This window comes from Mumia sp. zg.B53, from assembly GCF_019550935.1.
Lineage (GTDB): Bacteria > Actinomycetota > Actinomycetes > Propionibacteriales > Nocardioidaceae > Mumia.
In genome coordinates, this window is sequence record NZ_JAHWCK010000001.1 from 150270 (window position 1) to 169517 (window position 19248).

Consider the following 19248-nt stretch of genomic DNA (forward strand, 5'->3'; position numbering starts at 1 on the left):
AGGTGCCTCACGCCCGGAGCTCGCGCTCGAGCGGCGTCGGGAAGGAGGCCGTGACGGTCGCGCCGTCGAGTCGCGCGTGGATCTGCGCGGCAGCCTGGTCGACGGCCGCGGTGGCGTCGGCACCGACGTCCTCGAGGAGCCGGTAAACGACCTCGCCGTCGGGCCGGACCGCCCAGCCTCCGACGATCCTGCCGTCCCACCACACCGTGGGCCCGATGTTGCCCATCCGGTCGAACAGACGCTCGCGGTGCTCGCCGAGATACCACCCGCGATGCTTCCAACCCATCGGCGTCGGGTCGAGCGCGGGGAGCAGGGTCGCGCCGGGCTCGGGGGCGTCGGGCATCTCGGTGCCGGACAGGGCGACCCCATGCCCCTCGGACAGCTCGACGTCGACGAGGTCAAGCCCGGCGAGTGCGGCGCGGGTCTGGGTCTTGTTCCAGCCGGTCCACCACTGGAGGTCGTCGCCGGTCGCCGGACCGAAGGCCTCCAGCCAGCGCTCGGCGAGCCGGACGCGGGCGTCGGCCTCTGGGAGGTCGGGGAGACCGCTGGGGAACCACGCCTCCATCGGCGCCCAGGTGTGGTGACGCGACGTCCAGGACCCGCGGGGCTCCGTGCGCACCATGCGACCCTCCGCGGAGAGCAGCGCGAGCGTCGGCGAGGTCACCGTCCGGCGGACGTCCCACGCCTTGTCGGTGGTGGGCAGGATCGCGGTGCGAAGCTCGGGGACGGCTTCGCTGAGCTGTGCGCCGGTCGCCGTCCCTGCCTCTCGCAGGGCGGCGCCGACGGCCTCCTCGACGTGCGCGAGCCATGCGGCCGGGTCGGGGACGGGCGGGTCGGTCGGCAGGGTCGCGAGCTGCTTGAGCAGTCGGGTCCGCAGCATCCGGGCGACGCCGAGGCTGGCTCCCGCGTGGATGACCGGCAGGTCCTCGCGGTCGGCGACGAAGAGGGTGCGGCGCATCGCGAGGACGCGCACCAGCGTCCGTCGCTCGTACATCGCCTCTCGCACGTCGGCGATGGTCAGGGACCCTGCGCGCGCGAGCACGGAGAGGTAGACCGTCGCGGGGTCGGTCGCGTGGAGCACGAGCACGCCGCGCACGATCTCCTCGACCGTCGGTGTGGATCTCGACGGGCTCACACCCACCCGGTGGCCGACCATGAGGCGGTGACGTCGTTGCTCGTCGGTGATGCGCACCGGACCATCCTGGCGTGCCGCTCGGACGTTTCGGTTCGGGCTCGCGCCGCGGCGCTCGTACGCTGACGGCGTGACCATCCACTCCGAGCACCCGTTCCTGCCGCCCGAGGGCGAGCGGGATCCCGTCCGGCGGTTCCGCGGCCGGCTTCCGCAGGCGGTCACGGTGTGCACCGCGGGCGCCGGCCGGTCGCGTGCCGGGTTGACCGTCTCGTCCCTCGTCGTCGCCGAGGGGGACCCGGCTCACGTCCTCCTCCTGGTCGACGAGGACAGCGACCTCGCCGATGCGCTCGTGGTGGGTGCGCCGTTCGTGGTCAACGTCGTGGGGGCGCGCGACCGGGCGCTCGCCGACCCCTTCGCCGGTACGGCGCCGGCCCCGGGCGGCCCCTTCAGGCTGGGAACGTGGACGGAGACGCCGTACGGTCCCGTGCTGGCGTCGGCGACCGCGTGGCTCGGCGCGAGAGTGGCGCGCGAGCCGCGTCAGGTGGGCTGGCCGCTGCTGGTCGAGGGAGTGGTGGAGACGGTCGAGATCGCCGACGACGCACCGGCGCTCGCCCATCTCCGGGGGCGGTACGTGGACCTCGGCGGGTGACCTGACAGTGCTTGTATAAGCGCTGTTAGACTTCCGGGATGACCACGAGCGGCTCCCCGGACGATCCCACCGACGTCGACTTCTGGCGGCCGCTGCGAACGCTCCGCGACGCGATGGAGGCCGAGCTCGCCGCGCTCTACCGCGACCGTGGCCTGACGGTCCGTCCGCGTCTGACCAAGCCGGTGATCACGCTCGCCCGCACCGGCCCGATGACGATCCGCGAGCTCGCGAACGCGCTCGAGGTGACGCACTCGGCCGCCAGCCAGACGGTCGGCGTCCTTCGCGGCGACGGTCTCGTCGAGACGACGCCCGGCCGCGATGCGCGGACGAGAGTCGTCACGCTGACCGCGCACGGTCGGGCGCTCGTCCCTCTCCTCGAAGCGGAGTGGCGGGCGACCGAGCAGGCGCTGCTCGACCTCGACAGCGAGATCCGGTACCCGTTCCTTGCTGTGGTGGCCGACCTGGCCGCAGCGTTGGAGCGACGCCCGTTCCGGGAGCGGGTGGAGGAGCACCTGTCGGTGACGGTCCCGGCGTGACGGCGGGGTCCCGGCTGCTCGACGTCCGGCCGCTGCGGACGAGCCGGCCGTTCGTGCGCCTCTGGTCCGGGAGCATGCTCGCCGCGCTCGGGGGACAGATGAGCCTGGTCGCGCTCCTCCAGCAGGTCTGGGACCTCACGGGCAGCGCAGTGCTGATGGGCACTCTCGGCCTGGCCCACGCCGTGCCGATGATCGTCCTGGGCCTGTACGGCGGTGCGCTCGCCGACGCGACCGACCGGCGACGCGTGGTGCTGACGACGACCGGTGGCAGTGCGGTGGTCGCGGTGCTGCTGGCCGTCCAGGCGGCGTCGTACGACCGGTCCCTGGCCCTCGTCCTCGGTCTGGTCGTGCTGCAGGCGGGGTTCAGCGCCCTGGGTGCCCCCGCCCGCCGGGCGATGGTGGCCAGGCTGCTCCCGCTCGACGAGGTGGGGGCCGGTGTCGCCCTCACCCACGTCGGCTTCCAGGTCTCGATGCTGGTGGGCCCCGCCCTCGGAGGGCTGCTGGTCGCGCTCGGTGGACCGGCGGGGTGCTTCCTCGTCCAGGCGGCTGTGCTCCTGGTGGCGTGGGGCGTCACCCGCGCGCTGCCTCCGGTGCCGCTGGGAGCTGGCGAGACCGGGGGAGCGGAGCGGCGGGCCGTACGCCGCGGTCTGCGGTACGTCGTGAGGTCGTCGGTCCTGCGCGGCGCGATGCTCACCGACGTGCTGGCCACGGTGCTGGTCATGCCGGTGTCGCTCTTCCCGGTCGTCGTCGACGCGCGGTTCGGGGGTGATCCCGCGGTGACGGGCCTGCTTCTCTCCGCCGTCGGTGCCGGTGGCATCCTCGGAGGTCTCGCGTCGGGGGTGGCGACCAGGTCAGCCCGTCCCGCGCGGGTGGCGATCGGCGCCGCGACGCTCTGGTGCGTGGCCGTCGCAGCGTTCGGAGCCTCGCCGTGGCTGCTGCCGGCGCTCGCGGCGCTCGCGGTCGCCGGCGCCGCCGACACGCTCGCGGTGATCGCCAGGGGTGTGGTGACGCAGCTGGCGACCACCGACCGCTATCGCGGCAGGGTGTCCTCGGTCGAGCACGTCGTGGGGGTCGCGGGCCCCGACCTCGGCAACGTGCGCGGGGGAGCGGTGGCCGGTCTGACGTCACCGGAGGCCGCTCTGGTCTCCGGCGGGATCCTCGGCGCCGCCGGGGTCCTCGTCGTGGCGGCGACGCACCCCGACCTGCGTGCGTTCACCCGCGTGAGGCCCGACCAGCACGCGTAGCGAAGGCGTCGAGCGCCGCGACGACCTCGGGGCAGTGCCAGACCCGGTGACGGACCCCCGAGCCGACCTGGACGAGGATGCCGGCGTCCACGAGCCGGTCGATGGCCGACTGGGCGGCGACGTCGCTGATGCCCAGCTCGCGCGCGACCAACGGGTTGTCGACGGCGGGGTGCCGCACGAGCAGCGGCGGCATCCGGTGGACCGCGGCGTCGCGGCGGGCCACGACACGGCGAGACCACTGGTCGCGCAGCTCGATCAGGTCGGCCACGAGGAGGTTGCCGTTGGCGATGGCGCGCATCGTCGCGCCCGCCATCTCGGCGACGATCGGGGCGGGATCGCCGTCACGGTAGGCGCCGAGCGCCGTGAAGTAGCGGGACGTGTCGGTGAGCAGGCCGGCCGAGATCGGCACGGTGACCCGTTGGGAGATGCCCTTGCTGCGCAGGACGGCGTGGACCAGCGCCCGGCCGGTGCGGCCGTTCCCGTCGGTGAACGGGTGGATCGTCTCAAGCTGCGCGTGTGCGAGCGCCGCCTGAACGAGCACGGGCAGGTCGTCGCGGCGCACGAAGGCGATGAGGTCGGCCATCGCCTCCGGGACGCGGCTGTGGTGCGGGGGCACGAATTCGGCCGCGTGCGGGCTGTACGGGGTGCCTCCGACCCACACCTGCTCGTCCCTCCACCGCCCGGCGCGGCTCGGGTCGCTGTCGGCGAGCAGCGTGCGGTGCAGGGCCAGCACGGAGGCGAGGTCGAGACGGTCGGCGAGCGCGAGCGCCGCGCGCATGGTCGCGACGTTGCGTGCGACCAGTCGGGCCTCGGGCCCGGTGGCCGCTCCGATCTCGGCCAGGGCCAGCTGGTGCGCCCCCGCGGTGAGGTTCTCGATCTGAGACGACGAGGCGGACTCGCTGCGCAGGAGGATCGTGCTCATCGGTCCGAGCTCGGTCAGCTCCGTCGCCTCCGGCTCCGGGTGGTCGCTGAAGGCTCGCGAGACCCAGGTGTCGAACCGGGCGACCTCGACCGCCGCCTCCTCCGCCTCGGCGATCAGCGCCGTGTCGAGGTCGACCTGCGCCGCGGTGATGGCCGGGACGACGGCCGCCTCGTACGGCTCAGGGTGCCGGCGGCGCCGGTGACGGGCGAGCCCGGCGGGCCGGTCGGGCCAGGGCCGCTCCTCCCACCGCACCGCCGGCCACGGAACCTTGTCCATGACCGCACGTTACCGAAGGTTCTCGCCGTTTCCTTCGCTCGCGAGCGCGCCCAGACGCGCCCGGATCCGTGCCGCGTACTCGTCGGCCTCGCCGTCGCCGTACCTGGTCCGCGGCCAGAAGAAGCCGCGCAGACCGTCCCCCTTGGTGCGGGGGACCACATGGACGTGCAGGTGTGGCACGGACTGGGAGACGACGTTGTTGGCAGCGACCCACGTCCCCTGGGCGCCGAGGGCCTCCGGCAGCGCTCTCGCGATCTGCTGCACGACGGCGAAGTAGGGGCCGAGCCGCTCCACGGGCAGGTCAGGCAACGTCACCACGTGCTCGCGAGGGACGACGAGGACGTGGCCCTTGAAGACGGGACGATGGTCCAAGAAGCCGATCGTGTCGGCGTCCTCGTGCACGATGGGGGCTGCCAGCTCCCCGGCGACCACGCGACAGAACGTGCACGACGCGTCGTACGACTCAGACATGGAGGCATCGAACCATGGGCACAGCGCTGTCACAGGACGACCTCGCACTGAGGACCCTCGCCCGCCAGTTCCCCAGGTCCACGGGCACGGCGGTCGACGACCTGGTCTCGTTGTACTCCGCGCTCGGACCGGTCCAGACCCAGGTGCCGCGCGCGGCGTTCGTCTTCGCATCGTCGCGACTGCCCGGCATCACCCACGAGACGGTCGTCGAGGCGTTCGAGTCCTACGCGCTGGTCAAGGGCACGACGCTGCGCGGGACGGTCCACACCTCGACGCCGCTGCACCACGCCTGGTCGGCCGCGGTCACGCGGGGCTGGCTCGACAGGTCGCTGACCAAGGCGTTGTCGCTGCAGACCGTGTCCTCCGACGACGTGCGCGCCGAGACCGCCGCGTACGCCGACCGCTGGCGCGAGCGCGACGACCTCGTCGACCACGTGCTCCAGTGGCTGGCCGAGCACGAGCCGGACGGCCGCGGTGTCGCGGCCGACACCTACACCCGCAACCAGCTGCGCTCGGCGCCCGGGCTCGTCCGTCGTCCGCCCGACCGCCGCTGGCACACCCGCACCGACACCCTCTACCGGACCTCGGGCGCCGTGACCGACGTCGACGACGACGCCCACGACCCCGAGGTCGCCCGCCGTGGGTTGGTGCGGACCCACCTCGCGTCGTACGGGCCTGCGACCCGCCGTGACGTCGCGTGGTGGCTGGGCGAGCGGCTCCGCCCCGTCGACGCGGCCGTCGAGGCCCTGGGGGATGAGGTGGTGCGACGGGAGGGTCCCGGTGGCGCGACCTACCTCGACCTTGTCGACGCACCCGACGGCAGCACGTACGAGGGTGGGGTCAGGATGCTGCCCGAGTTCGACGGCGTCCTGCTCGGGTTCGAGGGGACGGGGCCGGAGCGCGGACGCTTCACCGCGATCGACAACCTGCCCACGATCTTCAACAAGGTCAACGGCATGTGCAGCCCGATCGTGCTCGACGGGACTCGCATCGTCGCTCGATGGAGGATCGTCCCGAGGGGTGCCCGGATCGACGTCGAGGTGCTCCCGCTCCCGGGCGAGCGCCCGCCCGACGAGGCGGCCGTCGCCGACGCGCTGACCGCCGTCGAGTCGGTGCTCGACACCGAGGTCGCCGAGCTCCGCACGGTCGTGGAGTGACCTGGCGCGGGCGACGGTTCCGTGGGTAGTTGGAGGCGATGGCCTAAGATCGAATGACGCCCACCCAGACCCGCGGAGGACCATGAGCACGCTCGATCGCATCAGCCAGCCGAGCGATCTGCGGGATCTCACCGACCCCGAGCTCGACGCGCTCGCCGAGGAGATCCGCGAGCGGCTGATCGTCGCCGTCGCCACGCACGGGGGGCACCTCGGCCCGAACCTCGGGGTCGTCGAGCTGACGATGGCGATCCATCGGGTGTTCGACTCTCCGCGCGACCGGGTGATCTTCGACACCGGTCACCAGGCGTACGTGCACAAGATGCTGACCGGCCGGGCTGCTGAGTTCGAGAACCTCCGTACCGAGGGCGGCCTCTCCGGCTACCCGAGCCAGGCCGAGTCGGCCCACGACGTCGTGGAGAACTCCCACGCGTCGACCAGCCTCTCCTATGCCGACGGGCTGGCGAAGGCGAACATGGTCACCGGCCGGCCCGACCACGTGATCGCGGTGATCGGCGACGGCGCCCTGACCGGCGGCATGGCCTGGGAGGCGCTCAACAACATCGCCGCCAACGTCGACCGGCGCCTGGTGGTCGTCGTCAACGACAACGGCCGGTCCTACCGTCCGACCGTCGGCGGTCTCGCCAACCACCTGGCGCGGCTGCGCACCAACCCGCGCTACGAGCCGACGCTCAAGGCGGTGCGCGAGCGCCTCACTCAGACCAACGCGGTGGGACAGGTGACCTACGAGGCGCTCCACGCGATCAAGAAGGGTCTCAAGGACGCGCTCTACCCGCAGGGCATGTTCGAGGACCTCGGTCTCAAATACATCGGACCTATCGACGGCCACGACCGGCCGATGGTGGAGGAGGCGCTGGCACGGGCGCGGACCTACGGAGGGCCGGCGATCGTCCACGTCATCACGACGAAGGGTCAGGGCTACGAGATCGCGGTGGCCAACGAAGAGGACCAGATGCACCAGGCCAAGGCGTTCGACCGCCTGACCGGTGAGGCGCTGGCCGTGGAGCCGACCTCGTGGACGTCGGTCTTCCGCGACGAGCTGGTCCGGATCGGTGACGAGCGCCGCGACGTCGTCGCGATCACGGCGGCCATGCTGTCGCCGACCGGCCTCGACGCGTTCGCCGACAAGTTCCCCGAGCGCACCTACGACGTGGGCATCGCCGAGCAGCACGCGGTGACCAGCGCGGCGGGCCTGGCGATGGGCGGGCTCCACCCGGTCGTCGCGGTCTACGCGACGTTCCTCAACCGGGCGTTCGACCAGGTCCTGCTCGACGTCGCCCTGCACCGGTGCGGCGTGACGTTCGTGCTCGACCGCGCCGGCGTCACCGGTGACGACGGTCCCAGCCACAACGGCATGTGGGACATGTCGATCCTTCAGGTGGTCCCCACGCTGCAGCTGGCGGCGCCGCGCGACGGCACTCGTCTCCGTGAGCTGCTCCGCGAGGCGGTGGCGGTCGACGATGCGCCCACCGTGGTGCGCTTCCCCAAGGGAGGCGTGTCCGACGACGTCGAGGCCGTCGACGTCGTGGGCCGCAGCGACGTGCTGCTGCGCGAAGGCGCGGAGGACGTGCTCGTGGTCGCCGCCGGCCCGATGGTCCACCAGGCGCTCGACGCCGCAGCGCTGCTGCGGGCGGAGGGTGTCGGTGTCACGGTCGTCGACCCCCGGTGGGTCAAGCCCCTCGACCCTGCTCTCGTCGAGCTTGCCGCGCGACACCGTCTTCTCGTCACGATCGAGGACAGCGGCCGTGTGGGCGGGATGGGGTCGGTCCTCACCCAGATGCTCGCCGACGCCGACGTCCGAACCCCGGTGCGCGTCCACGGCGTCACGCAGGAGTTCTTCGACCACGCCAAGCGTGCCGTCCTCCTCGAGCGGATGGGCCTGACCGGAGAGGCCATCGCGGCCGACACGCTGGCACGTCTCTGACCTGCCGGAGCCGCGCGCACGCGGCATAGTGTCCCCGAGGGAGAGGGGACCCCCATGGCCAGGAGCGCGCTGTTCCGTACGAAGTCGGTCGAGCAGTCCATGAAGGACACCGACGATCCCGAGACACGACTCAACCGCAACCTCGGGGCCCTCGACCTGATCGTGTTCGGCGTCGGCGTGATCGTCGGCGCCGGCATCTTCGTCCTCACCGGTCAGGCGGCCGCGACGACGGCCGGGCCCGCGATCGCCATCTCGTTCCTCGTCGCGGCTCTCGCCTGCGGCCTCGCCGCCCTCTGCTACGCCGAGTTCGCGTCCACCGTGCCGGTCGCGGGCAGCGCCTACACCTTCTCCTACGCCACCTTCGGCGAGCTGATCGCCTGGACGATCGGCTGGGACCTGGTGCTCGAGTTCACCGTCGGCTCGGCGGCCCTTGCGTCCGGCTTCTCCTCGTACTGGAACAACCTCGTCGAAGGCACGTTCCTCGAGCTCCCCGCGCAGCTCAGCACCGCGGCGGGCACGGGTGTCGTCGACATCCCTGCCATCGTGATCTCGCTGCTCGTGATGTGGGTGCTGATCGTCGGCATCAAGTTCTCCAGCCGGATCAACCAAGTCGTCGTGGCCATCAAGGTCGCCGTCGTGCTGCTCGTCATCATCGCGGGCATCCGCTACATCGACGCGCAGAACTGGTCGCCGTTCGTCCCGCCGTCGGAGCCACCGGCGCCTGGGGAGGGGGGCTGGCTCAAGACCCCGCTCGTCCAGTCCCTCCTCGGGCTCGATCCCGCGGTGTACGGCGTCGCCGGGATCTTCACCGGCGCAGCGATCGTCTTCTTCGCCTTCATCGGCTTCGACGTGGTCGCCACCACCGCGGAGGAGACGCACAACCCGCAGCGCAACGTCCCGATCGGGATCTTCGGGTCGCTCGCGATCGTCACCGTGCTCTACATGGCGGTCAGCCTGGTGATCACGGGCATGCAGAACTTCCACGACATCGACCCGGAGGACGGCGCTCCGCTCGCGACCGCGTTCGACGCCGTCGGGGTGGGCTGGATGGGCGACGTGATCTCGGTCGGCGCCTGCATCGGGCTCGTCGTCGTGGTGATGATCCTCATGCTCGGGCAGACCCGCGTGGCCTTCGCGATGGCGCGTGACGGGCTTCTCCCGCGGTGGCTCGCCCAGACCCACGGCAAGCACCACACGCCCCACCGGATCACCTTCGTCACCGGGATCGCGGTGGCGGCGATCTCCGGGTTCGTCGACCTCTCCACGCTCGCCGACCTCGTCAACATCGGCACGCTCTTCGCGTTCGTCCTGGTCAGCGTCGGCGTGGTCATCCTGCGCCGTACCCGTCCGGACCTCGATCGAGGGTTCCGCGTGCCGGGAGCCACCGCGGTCGCCGTGGTCGCGGTCATCGCCTGCGTGTACCTGATGCTGAACCTGGTCGGCGAGACCTGGGTGCGCTTCCTCATCTGGATGGCGCTCGGGTTCGTCGTCTACTTCGCCTACGGGCGCAGGCACAGCCGGGTCGGCCGGGCAGCGACGGAGGCGGCCGCCGAAGGGGTCGAGAGCCGCTCCACGTAGGCTTGATGGTGTGCCCCCGGCCCGCCGCGACGCGTCGGACCGCCCGCCCCCGGGGAATGCGGCATGCCCGGTCGACGTTGGGAGGTGTCGTGATGCGAAGGCTTTTCAGCAGGCTGCGGAGGACTCGTCCCGGCTCGGAAGCGCTCGACGGGCTGCCTGAGGGCGTCCGTCCCGCGATGCTCTACGCGTTCGACGGCTTCCTCAACGCCGGCTCGGCCCCGAGGATCGCCGTCGAGCACCTGGAGTCCCGCGACGAGGGTGAGGTGCTCCACGAGTTCGACCTCGACGACTACTTCGACTACCGCGCGCGGCGACCTCCGATGGTCTTCGACCGCGACCGCTACACCGACTACGACCGTCCGTCCCTGGAGCTGAGGCTCCACCACGACGACCACGGCGCGCCGTTCCTCGTCCTGACCGGTCCCGAGCCTGATTTCCGGTGGGAGCAGTTCGCCGAGGAGGTCCACGAGCTCATCGAGGAGTACGGCGTCGAGCTCGTCGTCGGTCTCGGGGCGATCCCGATGGGCGTTCCGCACACCCGTCCGTCGGTCATCACCAACCACGCCAGCCGGCGTGAGCTGCTCGACAGGCCTAACCTGTTCCGAGCGCAGGTCGTCGTCCCGGCGAGCATCCAGTCGGTGCTCGAGCTGCGGCTCGGCGAGTGGGGCCACGATGCGATCGGCTACGTCGCCCACGTCCCGCAGTACGTCGCCCAGGTGGAATACCCGAGCGCGTCGGTCGCGCTGCTGGAGGCCGTCATCAGCGGCACGGGTCTGACGTTCGACCTCGAGGAGCTCAGGCTGCAGCAGGCCGAGGCCGTCGCCGACATCCACAAGCAGGTGGAGGAGCAGGACGGCGGCGACGTGCTTGCCGGGCTGGAGCGCCAGTACGACCAGATGAACCGATCCGCGGTGGAGCCGCTCGTGGCCGACGAGTCCGAGCTGCCGACGGGCGACGAGATCGGTGAGCAGTTCGAGGAGTTCCTCGCGCAGCTCGACCGGCCCGAGTCGAGCTCCGGAGAGTAGTCGGTCACACCCGAGGCGTCCCCGCCTACACCGGCCTCCGACGGCCGGTGCGCCGTGAGACGATGACGTCCGTGCCAGCAACCATCGAACAGCTCGTGGACCTCCTCGACCTCGAGAGGCTCGAGGAAGACCTGTACCGCGGCACCCACCCCGCAGACAGCACGCTGACCCGGGTGTTTGGCGGACAGGTCGCTGCGCAGGCGCTGATGGCCGCGTCGCACAGCGTCCCCGAGGACCGCCCGGTCCACTCCCTCCACGTCTACTTCCTCCTCGGCGGCGACCCGAGCGTGCCGATCATCTACGACGTCGAGCGCATCCGTGACGGGGGATCGTTCTCCACCCGGCGGGTCTCCGCGCGCCAGCACGGCAAGGTCATCTTCTACATGACCGCGTCGTTCCACCGGCGCGAGGACGGCTACGAGCACCAGAACGCGATCCCGGAGGTCCCACCCGTCGAGTCGACGCCGGTGCTCTCGGAGGTGCTCGAGTTCGTCGACCCGCGGGCAGCCGAGCACTGGCGCGCCGAGTGGTCGGCGCTCGAGGTCCGCTACGTCGGCGACAACCGTGCGGCCGACGACCCGGCTCGTGGGCTCGCGCCCTCGATCCAACGGCTGTGGCTGCGTGCCGCCGGAGACCTTCCGGACGACCCGGTCCTCAACGCGTGCGTGCTGACTTACATCAGCGACCTCACGCTCCTGGGCAGCTCGTTGGTGGTCCACGGGCTGACGGTCGGGTCGCCGCGGATCCAGCCCGCCTCGCTCGACCACGCCGTGTGGTTCCACCGCCCGGTCCGTGCCGACCAGTGGATGCTGTACGACCAGGTGTCGCCGTCGGCGATCGGCGCACGAGGGTTCGCGACCGCCAACATCTTCGCCGAGGACGGCGCGCTCGTGGCGTCGGTGGCCCAGGAGGGCTTGATCCGTCCGATCGAGCCGCGTCCGCAGGCCTGACCGCCCCGGGACGGTGACTCCGCCGTCACCGTCCCTGGGACACGGTCAGCGCGGATCGATCCGGGCGACGAGATGTGTGGGAGCGGGCTTGTCCTCCCGCGCGTGCCCGGTGATGCCGAGCAGCAGGCGGTCGCCGTCGGAGGCCGAGCCGAACTGAACCGTGGCCGGGAGCAGGATCGGGCGTCGCAGCTCCGCGACCACCGTGCAGGCGTCGGGCAGCCGGTTGTCGACCGCTGCGAGGGCGCGTGCCTGGCTCCACATGCCGTGCGCGATCTGCCGGGGGAAGCCGAACGCCCGTGCGCTCAGCCGCGACAGGTGGATCGGGTTGCGGTCGCCCGACACCGCGGCGTACCGCCGTCCGAGTCCGGCGTCGAGCCTCCAGGTGGCTGAGCCGCGGGGAGCCTCCACACCCTCGAGCGGCGGGATCTCTGCCTCCGCAGCCCCGCCACCTCCACGGCGCAGGAGCGTCATCGTCTCCTCCCACACGACCTCGTCCCCGACCCGGGCGGTGCTGACGACGTCGATCAGCCGTCCCTTGGGGTGGTCGCGCAGGCCCGTCGCCCGCACGCTCACGTCGTACCGCTCCGTGACCGTGATGGGACGGTGCTGCGTGATGCTGCTGCGGAGGTGCACGAGGCCCATCGGGGCGAACGGGAAGGCGGTGTCGACCATGAGGGCCATCTGCAGCCCGAACGCTGCGAGGTGGGGGTAGGTCACCGGCAACCGGTCCCGGAGCGCGAACCCGCAGACGTCGGCGTACGCGGCCAGGTGGTCGAGGTCTGTGGTGACACCGGAGCGTTCGAGCGTCACCTCAGGGACCGAGCCCGCCGTGTGGCGTACTCCGGGGAGCCCGCCGACGAACGGGATCGCCGGCAGCGCGGCGCGGGCGTACAGCGGGAGGATCGCCGGGGCCGCCTCGAAGTGCCGGACGGTCACCTCAGGCGCCCAGCAGGCTCTGGCCGCAGACGCGGACGACGTTGCCGGAGACGGCGGCGGAGCCCGGGTTGGCGAACCACGCGATGGTCTCCGCCACGTCGACCGGCTGGCCGCCCTGCGACATCGAGTTCATCCGGCGGCCGGCCTCGCGGATCGTGAGCGGGATCGTCTTGACCATGTCGGTCTCGATGAAGCCCGGCGCGACCGCGTTGACCGAGATGCCGTCCTCGGCGACCCGGGGGGCGAGCTCGTTCACCCACCCGATCACGCCCGCCTTCGACGCGGCGTAGTTGGTCTGACCGTTGTTGCCGGCGATCCCGGCGATGGACGAGACACCGAGGACGGTGCCGCCCGAGCGGATGAGCTTCTGGTCGAGCAGCTCGGCGGTGATGCGCTGGGGGGCGTCGACGTTGATCTCGACCACCTTGTGCCAGTTCTCCGTCTTCATGTTGCGCAGCCGCTTGTCGCGAGTGATGCCGGCGTTGTGGACGACGACGTCGACGCCACCGTGGTGCTGCATGACGTAGGCGGCGATCCGCTGGGGCGCGTCCGGGGCGGTGATGTCGAGGACGATCGACTCACCTCCCAGCGCCGCCATCTCACGCTGGAGGTCGTCGGCCAGCGGCGCGACGTCGAGCCCGATCACGGTGGCTCCGTCGCGGTGCAGGGTCTGGGCCATCGCGAGGCCGAGCCCGCGGGACGCGCCGGTCACCAGGGCGACCTTGCCCGTCAGCGGCGCGAGGGGATCGAACGACGGCGCGTCGGTGACGCCCGCGGTGCCGATGCGGACGACCTGACCGCTCACGTAGGCGGACTTGGGGGAGAGGAGGAAGCCGAGCGTGGAGGCGATCGCCCCCTCCGCGCCGCGTGCGACGTACACGGTCTGGGCGGTCGACCCCTTGCCCAGCTCCTTGCCGAGCGACCGCGACACACCCTCGAGCGCGCGCTGGGCGATCGCGCGTCCGGCGGAGTCGGCGTGCTCAGGAGGCGTGCCGATCAGGACGACGCGGCCGCTGGCGCCGAGGTTGCGCAGCACCGGCGTGAGGAACTCCTGCAGGAGGTCGAGGTCGGCCGCGGACTCGAGACCCGTGGCGTCGAACACGATGCCCTTCAGCCGCTCGCCGTCGGCCACGCTGCGGGTGACCGTGACTGCGAGGGTGCCCAGCGCGTCGTCGAGCGCGGTGCCCAGGGTGCTGCCGGGAGCAGAGCCGACGAGGACGGTGCCCGACACGAGCGGATCGCCGGCGCGGTAGCGCTCGAGCCGGGGCGGGTCGGGCAGCCCCAGGTTCTTCACCAAGAACTTCCCGACCGGGGTGTGGACGAGGTCTTGGTAGCGGTCACTCATGTCGTGTGTCCTACCTCTCGAATACTCTTGGTATCTGGATCTGGTGCTCTACTGTAACCTAGAGTTACAGTCCCGACCAGGCTCGTCCAGGTTCGGTCGTACGACTGTGGCCAACGCAACGACGTCCTCCCAAGGAGATCCCATGGCACCCACCACTCAGCGCTCCGCCAGCGGTCCGCGGCGGGTCGCCGTCGTCGGCGGCAACCGGATCCCGTTCGCCCGGTCCAACTCCGTCTACGCGCACGCGTCCAACCAGGACATGCTCACCGCCGCCCTCGACGGGCTGGTGGAGCGCTACGACCTGGCGGGGGAGCGGGTGGGCGAGTTCGCCGCGGGTGCCGTGCTCAAGCACAGCCGTGACTTCAACCTCGCTCGCGAGACGGTCCTCGGCTCACGGCTCGACCCCACGACGCCGGCCTACGACGTGCAGCAGGCCTGCGACACCGGCATCCAGGCAGCGATCCAGGTGGCCAACAAGATCGCCCTCGGCAAGATCGACGTCGGCATCGCCGGCGGCTCCGACACGACCTCCGACGCGCCGATCGCGGTGGGTGAGGGCCTTCGCAAGGCGCTGCTCGAGGCCAACCGCGCCAAGGACCTCAAGGGACGCCTCGCCGCCCTGGCCAAGATCAGGCCGTCCGACATCGTGCCTGCCATCCCTCAGAACTCCGAGCCCCGCACCGGCCTCTCGATGGGCGAGAGCCAGGCGTTGACGACGCTCGAGTGGGGGATCAGCCGCGAGGAGCAGGACGCGCTCGCCGTGGAGTCGCACCACAAGCTCGCTGCGGCGTACGACCGTGGCTTCCTCGACGACCTGATGACGCCCTACCTCGGCCTCGAGCGCGACCAGAACCTCCGCCCGGACTCGTCCCTGGAGCGGCTCGCCAAGCTCAGGCCGGTGTTCGGCAAGGGTGAGTCCGCCACCATGACCGCCGCCAACTCGACCCCGCTGACCGACGGCGCCTCGACGGTGCTGCTCGCGTCGGAGGAGTACGCAGCGACGAAGGGGTGGGAGCCGTTGGCCTACCTCACCGAGTACGAGACCGCTGCCGTCGACTACGTCGACGGCAGCGAGGGGCTGCTGATGGCGCCGGCGTACGCGATGCCTCGGATGCTGGCGCGTGCCGGGCTGTCGCTGCAGGACTTCGACTACTACGAGATCCACGAGGCGTTCGCGTCGCAGGTGCTCACCACGCTCAAGGCGTGGGAGGACCCGATCTTCTGCAAGGAGCGCCTCGGGCTCGACGCTCCGCTCGGCTCGATCGACCGGAGCAAGCTCAACGTCGTGGGGTCGTCGCTCGCCGCGGGACACCCGTTCGCGGCCACCGGTGGCCGCATCGTCGCGACGCTGGCCAAGCTGCTCGCCGAGAAGGGCTCCGGGCGGGGAGTGATCTCCATCTGCGCCGCAGGCGGGCAGGGCGTGACGGCGATCCTGGAGCGCTGACCGGGCCGCGGTCGAGGCCCGTCGGCGCTCTCAGCCGACGGGCTCGTCCGCGATCGCCATCGCGTGCGCCGCACGGATGGTGTGGCGCTTGACGGCCTCCCAGCTCACACGGCGCACGGTCGGGACGCCGGGCGCTCCCTCGCTCACCAGAAGCTGGTTGCGGGCGAACTGCAGCGCGCCCAGCGACTGCGTGTAGAGCATGTTGGCGAGCATGTAGGGGTCGTCGACATGGAAGTCGCCGGACTTGTTGCCGGCCTCGAGCACCTCGGCGAGCACGCCGAGGGGGCCGAGCATGCCGCGGCCCAGCCGGATCATCGCTCCCTCCGAGACGCTCTCGAAGAGCTCCTCGCCGGACTTGCTCAGGAGGTCCAGGGCGCAGTCGACGAAGGCGGGATGCTCGTGACCACGGTCGAGGAAGGCGCTGGCGACCCGCTCGAGGCGTTCGGCGGGGATGCGGCTCTCGTCGTCGGCATCGCGCATCACCTCGGCGAGCTCGTCGAGATAGCCGACCAGGGTCAGCGCGAAGAGCTCCTCCTTGCCGGAGAAGTGTCGATAGATGATGGCGCGGTTGATCCCGACGGACTGGGCGATGTCCTCGATCTGCGCGTCGCGCAGCCCGACCGTGTCGAACAGGTGGCGCGTCGCCCGGATGATGTCGTCCTCGCGAGCGCGTCTCCGTGCGGCCGTCGCTCGCGCGCCGCGCGGCGTTCTCGGCCCAGGTGCCCCGGCGTTCTCATCTCCCACACCCGGAGTCTAGAGGGCGGCCGTGCCTTCTGGTGCGAACGGCTCCGGCGAGGCTCCGATCACGCGGTAGCGTGGTCCGCACGGCACGGATCCGTCATCCGACGTACGACGACAGCGTGAGGGAGCAGGATGCGGCGAGGTGCGGCAGTGGTCGTGGGCGCGGGTCTCGTGCTCGGGTCGTTCCTGGTGTCCGGGCCGGCGGGTGCGAGCAGCTGTGCGCCGACCCCGGTGGCCGAGCAGCTCGATCGTGCCGATGCGGTGTTCGTGGGCACGGTCACTCCGAGCGGCGCCGGCGACGATACCGTCGTCGTGGCAGTGAGTGACGTCTACAAGGGCGAGGTCCCGCGGACGACGCCCGTCGTCGTTCCCGAGGTCGGCCCGCCGCCGTCGTTCGAGGACGACCGGCAGTACGTCTTCTTCGTCGAGGCAGAGTCCGGTGCCCTCGTGTCGAGGGTCTGCGGCGGGACCCGCCCGGTCGCCGACGCCGTCCTCGACGACCTGGAGGCAGCGACGTCGGACCGGTCGGCGTACCGCCCCGCACCGGTCGCCCCGAGCCCGTCCGAGGCCGGACCGTCGGCGGTGGAGGACGGTGGGACCGCAGACGGAGCCGGTGGGGGAGCGAGCGCGACCCCGGAGGACACCTCGGAGGCCGACTCGCCGCCCCCGGTGCTCATCGGGATCGTCGTCGCGGCCGTCGTCCTGGTGGTCGTCGGAGGACCGTTCGTCGTGCGCCGTCGTGCACGCAGGGAGACTGTCGGTCCCACGACGTAGGCTCGAAGCATGCGTTCCGTGAAGGACCTCCAGCGCCAGGTCGCGCCCCTGCGCGTGGTCGCCGACTTCGAGCCCAGCGGCGACCAGCCGGAGGCGATCAAGAAGCTCGCCGAGCGCGTCGAGCGCGGGGAGACCGACACCGTGCTGCTCGGCGCCACGGGCACGGGCAAGACGGCGACGGTCGCCTGGTTGGCCGAGAAGCTGCAGCGCCCGATGCTCGTGATGCAGCCCAACAAGACCCTCGCCGCCCAGTTCGCCAACGAGCTCCGGCACTTCTTCCCCGACAACGCCATCGAATACTTCGTCTCGTACTACGACTACTACCAGCCAGAGGCGTACGTCCCGCAGACCGACACCTACATCGAGAAGGACTCCTCGATCAACGAGGAGGTCGAGCGGCTCCGGCACTCCGCCACCTGGAACCTCCTCACCCGCCGCGACGTGATCGTGGTCGCGACGGTGTCGTGCATCTACGGCCTCGGGTCCGCCGAGGAATACATGAACCGCATGATCCACCTCCAGGTCGGCTCTGAGATGGACCGCGACAAGCTCCTTCGCACCCTCGTCGTGGCTCAGTACGCCCGCAACGACCTGGCGGCGACGCGCGGCACCTTCCGCGTGCGCGGCGACACCCTCGAGATCTTCCCGGTCTACCAGGAGCTCGCCGTGCGGGTGGAGTTCTTCGGTGACGAGATCGAGCGGCTGATGACGTTGCACCCGTTGACCGGCGAGGTGCTCAGCGAGGAGCGCGAGCTCTACGTCGGTGCCGCGACGCACTACACGGTCGGGCCGGAGCGGCTCGAGACCGCCGTGCGAGGCATCGAGAACGAGCTCGAGCACCGGCTTGACGAGCTCGAGAGCCAGGGCAAGCTCCTCGAGGCGCAGCGGCTCCGGATGCGCACCACCTACGACATGGAGATGATCCGTCAGGTCGGCAGCTGCTCGGGCATCGAGAACTACTCCCTCCACATGGACGGGCGCCTGCCAGGCACGGCACCCAACTGCCTCCTCGACTACTTCCCCGAGGACTTCGTGCTCGTCGTCGACGAGTCGCACGTCACGATCCCGCAGATCGGCGGGATGTACGAGGGCGACATGTCTCGCAAGCGGACGCTGGTCGAGCACGGGTTCCGACTTCCGAGCGCGATGGACAACCGGCCGCTCAAGTGGGAGGAGTTCCTCCAGCGGATCGGCCAGACCGTCTACCTCTCGGCGACGCCGGGCCCCTACGAGATGTCCAAGGTCAAGGACCCGGACGAGATCGTGGAGCAGATCATCCGTCCGACCGGTCTGGTGGACCCGGAGGTCATCGTCAAGCCGACCAAGGGGCAGATCGACGACCTCATCGAGCTCATCCGCGGCAGGGTCGAGCGCAACGAGCGGGTGCTCGTCACGACCCTGACCAAGAAGATGGCCGAGGACCTGACCGACTACCTGCTCGAGGCCGGCATCCGCACCCGCTACCTCCACAGCGAGGTCGACACGCTGCGGCGGGTGGAGCTGCTGAGCGAGCTGCGGATGGGCGAGTACGACGTGCTCGTCGGCATCAACCTCCTGCGTGAGGGCCTCGACCTGCCCGAGGTGAGCCTGGTGGCGATCCTCGACGCCGACAAGGAGGGCTTCCTGCGCTCCGGCCGGTCGCTGATCCAGACGATCGGGCGTGCTGCCCGCAACGTCTCGGGGCAGGTCGTGATGTACGCCGACTCAGTGACGCCCTCGATGGAGCAGGCGATCGACGAGACCAACCGCCGACGTGCGATCCAGGTCGCCTACAACACCGAGCACGGCATCAACCCGACCCCGTTGCGCAAGAAGATCGGTGACATCACCGACATGCTCGCTCGCGAGGACGCGGACATCGAGCAGCTCGTCGGGTCGGGTCGGGCACAGTCGCGCGGCAAGTCACCGGTCCCGCTCGTCGGAGCGTCCGGTGACGGCACGCGCGTCGACACGTCGTCGATGGCGGCCTCCGAGCTGGCCGAGCTGATCCAAGGACTCAACTCCCAGATGCACGCAGCCGCGGAGGACCTTCAGTTCGAGGTGGCGGCACGACTGCGTGACGAGATCGGCGAGCTCAAAAAGGAGCTCCGCCAGATGCAGGCCGCCGGCGCCGGCTGATCGGAGAG

17 protein-coding genes are annotated in these 19248 nt (G+C 71.1%); 11 read left to right on the forward strand and 6 right to left on the reverse strand.

Going from position 1 to position 19248, the window contains the following annotated elements; genetic code table 11:
* Positions 1–7 precede the first annotated feature (7 nt).
* A complete protein-coding gene (locus KV102_RS00690) occupies positions 8–1192 on the reverse strand; it encodes a winged helix DNA-binding domain-containing protein (protein WP_220341530.1) in 1185 nt (394 codons plus the stop codon).
* A gap of 70 nt (positions 1193–1262) precedes the next feature.
* On the opposite strand from KV102_RS00690, the gene KV102_RS00695 reads away from it, so the two are divergent.
* The 3 genes from KV102_RS00695 to KV102_RS00705 are packed head-to-tail and all read left to right on the forward strand — an operon-like array spanning position 1263 to position 3561.
* On the forward strand, positions 1263–1781 hold the full coding sequence (locus KV102_RS00695; RefSeq protein ID WP_308289345.1) for a flavin reductase family protein: 519 nt from the start codon (positions 1263–1265) through the stop codon (positions 1779–1781).
* A gap of 38 nt (positions 1782–1819) precedes the next feature.
* Positions 1820–2317, forward strand: a complete 498-nt coding sequence (locus KV102_RS00700; protein WP_220345010.1) for a MarR family winged helix-turn-helix transcriptional regulator — start codon at positions 1820–1822, stop codon at positions 2315–2317.
* Positions 2314–3561 (forward strand): MFS transporter, encoded by a 1248-nt coding sequence (locus KV102_RS00705; protein ID WP_220341533.1) that lies wholly within the window; start codon positions 2314–2316, stop codon positions 3559–3561. Before KV102_RS00700 ends, KV102_RS00705 begins: the two co-directional genes overlap by 4 nt.
* Here the strand turns inward: KV102_RS00705 and KV102_RS00710 are convergent.
* Positions 3530–4759, reverse strand: coding sequence for a Fic family protein (locus tag KV102_RS00710; RefSeq protein ID WP_220341534.1), 1230 nt, complete (start codon positions 4757–4759; stop codon positions 3530–3532). The genes KV102_RS00705 and KV102_RS00710 overlap by 32 nt on opposite strands.
* Positions 4760–4768: 9 nt before the next feature.
* A complete protein-coding gene (locus KV102_RS00715) occupies positions 4769–5230 on the reverse strand; it encodes an HIT family protein (protein WP_220341535.1) in 462 nt (153 codons plus the stop codon).
* Positions 5231–5244: 14 nt separating this feature from the next.
* Here KV102_RS00715 and KV102_RS00720 point away from each other — a divergent pair, with 14 nt between their 5' ends.
* The 5 genes from KV102_RS00720 to KV102_RS00740 all read left to right on the forward strand — a co-directional run bounded on the left by KV102_RS00720 (position 5245) and on the right by KV102_RS00740 (position 11882).
* Entirely contained in the window at positions 5245–6387 is a 1143-nt protein-coding gene (locus KV102_RS00720; RefSeq protein WP_220341536.1) for a DNA glycosylase AlkZ-like family protein, read from the forward strand.
* Positions 6388–6469: 82 nt separating this feature from the next.
* Positions 6470–8329, forward strand: coding sequence for a 1-deoxy-D-xylulose-5-phosphate synthase (gene dxs, locus KV102_RS00725; protein WP_220345011.1), 1860 nt, complete (start codon positions 6470–6472; stop codon positions 8327–8329).
* A gap of 54 nt (positions 8330–8383) precedes the next feature.
* A complete protein-coding gene (locus KV102_RS00730) occupies positions 8384–9907 on the forward strand; it encodes an amino acid permease (RefSeq protein ID WP_220345012.1) in 1524 nt (507 codons plus the stop codon).
* 92 nt (positions 9908–9999) lie between these two features.
* Positions 10000–10932 (forward strand): PAC2 family protein, encoded by a 933-nt coding sequence (locus KV102_RS00735; protein WP_220341539.1) that lies wholly within the window; start codon positions 10000–10002, stop codon positions 10930–10932.
* A 71-nt stretch (positions 10933–11003) separates the two neighbouring features.
* Positions 11004–11882, forward strand: a complete 879-nt coding sequence (locus KV102_RS00740) for an acyl-CoA thioesterase II (RefSeq protein ID WP_220341540.1) — start codon at positions 11004–11006, stop codon at positions 11880–11882.
* Positions 11883–11927: 45 nt separating this feature from the next.
* Here KV102_RS00740 and KV102_RS19430 read toward each other — a convergent pair whose 3' ends face one another.
* A complete protein-coding gene (locus tag KV102_RS19430; RefSeq protein ID WP_220341541.1) occupies positions 11928–12818 on the reverse strand; it encodes a MaoC family dehydratase in 891 nt (296 codons plus the stop codon).
* Position 12819: 1 nt separating this feature from the next.
* Entirely contained in the window at positions 12820–14163 is a 1344-nt protein-coding gene (locus tag KV102_RS00750; RefSeq protein WP_220341542.1) for a 3-oxoacyl-ACP reductase, read from the reverse strand.
* A 142-nt stretch (positions 14164–14305) separates the two neighbouring features.
* On the opposite strand from KV102_RS00750, the gene KV102_RS00755 reads away from it, so the two are divergent.
* Positions 14306–15607, forward strand: a complete 1302-nt coding sequence (locus tag KV102_RS00755) for an acetyl-CoA C-acetyltransferase (RefSeq protein ID WP_220341543.1) — start codon at positions 14306–14308, stop codon at positions 15605–15607.
* Positions 15608–15637: 30 nt separating this feature from the next.
* Here the strand turns inward: KV102_RS00755 and KV102_RS00760 are convergent, their stop codons facing one another.
* Positions 15638–16351 (reverse strand): TetR/AcrR family transcriptional regulator, encoded by a 714-nt coding sequence (locus tag KV102_RS00760; protein WP_220341544.1) that lies wholly within the window; start codon positions 16349–16351, stop codon positions 15638–15640.
* Positions 16352–16480: 129 nt separating this feature from the next.
* Between KV102_RS00760 and KV102_RS00765 the strand changes: the two genes are divergently transcribed.
* Entirely contained in the window at positions 16481–17122 is a 642-nt protein-coding gene (locus KV102_RS00765; protein ID WP_220341545.1) for a hypothetical protein, read from the forward strand.
* A 9-nt stretch (positions 17123–17131) separates the two neighbouring features.
* On the forward strand, positions 17132–19240 hold the full coding sequence (gene uvrB / locus KV102_RS00770; RefSeq protein ID WP_220341546.1) for an excinuclease ABC subunit UvrB: 2109 nt from the start codon (positions 17132–17134) through the stop codon (positions 19238–19240).
* Positions 19241–19248: the final 8 nt, after the last annotated feature.